This is a genomic window from Pseudoalteromonas sp. SR45-5 (assembly GCF_014163565.1).
GTDB lineage: Bacteria > Pseudomonadota > Gammaproteobacteria > Enterobacterales > Alteromonadaceae > Pseudoalteromonas > Pseudoalteromonas distincta.
In genome coordinates, this window is sequence record NZ_JACJDN010000525.1 from 1 (window position 1) to 2,834 (window position 2,834).

General features: G+C 36.3%; 4 protein-coding genes. All 4 read right to left on the reverse strand.

All coding sequences use genetic code 11. The annotated features are described in order from the left end of the window. Positions 1-443, reverse strand: a 443-nt coding sequence (locus H5072_RS16030; RefSeq protein WP_182694087.1) for a peroxiredoxin, incomplete at its 3' end; no start/stop codon positions are given. Positions 444-573: 130 nt separating this feature from the next. Next, the gene (gene galU / locus H5072_RS16035) at positions 574-1,458 is read right to left on the reverse strand and encodes a UTP--glucose-1-phosphate uridylyltransferase GalU (RefSeq protein ID WP_165744542.1); all 885 of its coding nucleotides are present in this window, start codon (positions 1,456-1,458) and stop codon (positions 574-576) included. Between the two features lie 448 nt (positions 1,459-1,906). After that, a complete protein-coding gene (locus H5072_RS16040; protein ID WP_024594810.1) occupies positions 1,907-2,284 on the reverse strand; it encodes a DUF3718 domain-containing protein in 378 nt (125 codons plus the stop codon). 78 nt (positions 2,285-2,362) lie between these two features. Continuing rightward, positions 2,363-2,834, reverse strand: a 472-nt coding sequence (gene folA, locus H5072_RS16045; protein ID WP_182694088.1) for a type 3 dihydrofolate reductase, incomplete at its 5' end; no start/stop codon positions are given.

Sequence of the window (2,834 nt, forward strand, 5' to 3'; positions counted from 1 at the left end):
CTTACAACAAACTCTTTGTCTTGTTCTACAAATAAACCTGTTACTAGCGCATTTTCAATAATCATAGCGTAACGCGTTGAACGTATACCACCAAAACTAGCAGTATCTTTATCAAGCCCTAACGATTTAGTGAAACTTCCATCGCCATCCCCAAGCATTGTAATTTCTTGCGCGTTTTGTGAGTCACCCCATGCTTTCATAACAAATGCATCATTAACTGATACACAGTAAATAGCATCAACACCTTTTGCTTTAATTTTATCAGCAAGGGTAATAAATTCAGGTAAATGGGCATTTGAACACGTTGGTGTAAACGCACCAGGAACTGCAAATAACACGACTTTTTTACCTTCAAACAATTCTTTATTTGTAAGAGATTGCATACCGTCGTCAGTTAATTGCGTTAACGTCACTGCTGGTAATTCTTGGCCTTGCTCAATCATGGTAATTCCTTGAAAAGATTAATACAGAATAAGTAACAATCGTACTACGTAGCCTACTACTATGTATAAAAAGTACGGCTAACTTAGTAGCTCAAAACAGCCTACCATAGAACGAAGAATACGCGCTGTATTAAGGTAAATTCAAATCATTTATAAAACTTGAAAAATCATTACCTAGCTTTTCATCTCGCAGACTGTACTCAACAATTGCTTTTAAGTAGCCTAACTTATCTCCACAATCGTGAGAGCGACCACTCATATGAAATGCTTCAACGGTTTCTTGTGCCATTAATGCGTCAATAGAATCTGTAAGTTGTATTTCACCGCCAGCACCTACAGACGTTTTTGCAAGTAGAGGCCAAATGTTCTTACTCAGTACATATCGCCCTACAACAGCTAGGTTAGAAGGCGCTAAATCTGCATCAGGTTTTTCAACCATTGCTTTTATTGCAGCACTTTTGCCTGGCATTAGATCAACCCCATTAATATCCGCAATACCATATTTACTAACGTCTTCTTTAGCTACTGGCTCAAGCATTATTTGGCTTGCTTGAGTTTCTTTAAAGCGTTTAATCATGGCCGCTAAGTTTTCAGTTTCTTGATCCGCAGTATAGGCATCAAGTATCACATCAGGCAGGAGCACAACAAAGTTGTTATCACCAACTATTGGTTTAGCGCATAAAATAGCATGCCCTAGCCCTTTAGCTTCACCTTGGCGTACACTCATAATAGTTACATCATTTGGACAAATAGAGCGAATTTCATCTAATAAAGCTCGTTTAACACGCTTCTCAAGAGTCGCTTCTAGTTCATAACTTGTATCAAAGTGGTTTTCGATTGCATTTTTAGAGCTATGCGTAACTAACACAATATCTTTAATACCAGCGGACACACATTCGCTGACAATATATTGAATTAGAGGCTTATCGACTATTGGGAGCATTTCTTTTGGGATAGCTTTTGTCATAGGGAGCATTCTCGTCCCTAAGCCAGCTACTGGAATTACAGCTTTCATATCTGTCCTTAGTGATTAAGTTTGTAAATAATATCAATTCGCTTAATTAAGTGATCTATTTTTAGGATGGAAAAACGTGTTGATAGCTAGGCAAAAAATTCGCTACTTAGTTGTTCTAAATGAGAATTTTTTAACACAGGTGCGACACGTTTAGCCCCGCAAAATAATTAAGTATTATTGCGTATTGGTACAAACTAGCAGATACAAAATAGATACCAGCTGAATAAAGTTACCTCTTTTGAAGAAGTAAATTTGAAGCTGTTTATTAAACAGAGACTCTACATTTTTGGTTATTTAAAATGAGCAGATAAGTTATGAAGTTTATTAATGATTTTGTTGTGGGGTGAGATTACATTAGCTAAACGAAAAAAGCCTGGGTTTGCTATAAATAACAAACCCAGACCAATAAATTTCTAACTAAAGGTCGCGTTACAAAACCTTTTTATAATTAAAGACCTGCACGCTCTTTAATTACTGCAATAAGCGGTGAGCTGGCAAAATTCCCTTCAGCCCAAGCAATATCAGCACCATCTGTTAACGCACTTTTTGATAAGTTTTTAACTATATACTCACCAGTATCTACTGCATTACTAGCAACAGCATGACGTAATAAGTTATTACCATTACATTGTACTGCATCATAAATATTACGAATTTTTACACGAGAGCTTTTAAGCTTGCTGCGTAATCGGTTTTTATCGTCTGCCGCAATATATTCACAAATAGATACTGCTAATTGATCTTCAGCATTTACAGGTGCTGTATACGAAAACGAACTAACAGCTACAACGGCAGTAAGTGCAACTAGCTTTGGTAATTTAAACATGACAAACCCTTTATAATACTTTGTTCTTATATAGACTATCGAATATTATATCAATCTATCAAAATTTACGCAATAATGTTAACGTTCTTTATATAAAGTTACGAATTTATAACTAGATAAATTCTTGTCATCCGGATGGTTTTCTTGCTCTTCTTTCACGTACCAATTAGCAACTTTATTGTAATCTGGAAACTGTGTATCGCCTTTAACATCTAAATCAATAAAAGTTAGATACAGGCGTTCTGCTTTTGGTAAAAATTGCTCATAGATATTACCACCACCAATAATCATTACTTCTTCAGCAGTAGTAACGAGTTCTAATGCGGCATCTGGCGTAGTTACTACTTCAATACCCTGTGCAGTATATTCGCTGTTTCGAGTAATAATAATATTACGGCGCCCAGGTAATGGACGGCCTATAGACTCAAAAGTTTTACGACCCATGATCACAGGCTTACCCGTAGTGACCTTTTTAAAATGCTGAAGATCTGCAGGTAAATGCCATGGCATTTTATTATCTAGACCAATTACACGGTTATTTGCCATTGCT

Excerpts from the sequence above, each read along its gene's own strand:
- galU (WP_165744542.1), bottom strand. The coding sequence starts at position 1,458 with ATGAAAGCTGTAATTCCAGTAGCTGGCTTAGGGACGAGAATGCTCCCT.
- H5072_RS16040 (WP_024594810.1), bottom strand. The coding sequence starts at position 2,284 with ATGTTTAAATTACCAAAGCTAGTTGCACTTACTGCCGTTGTAGCTGTT.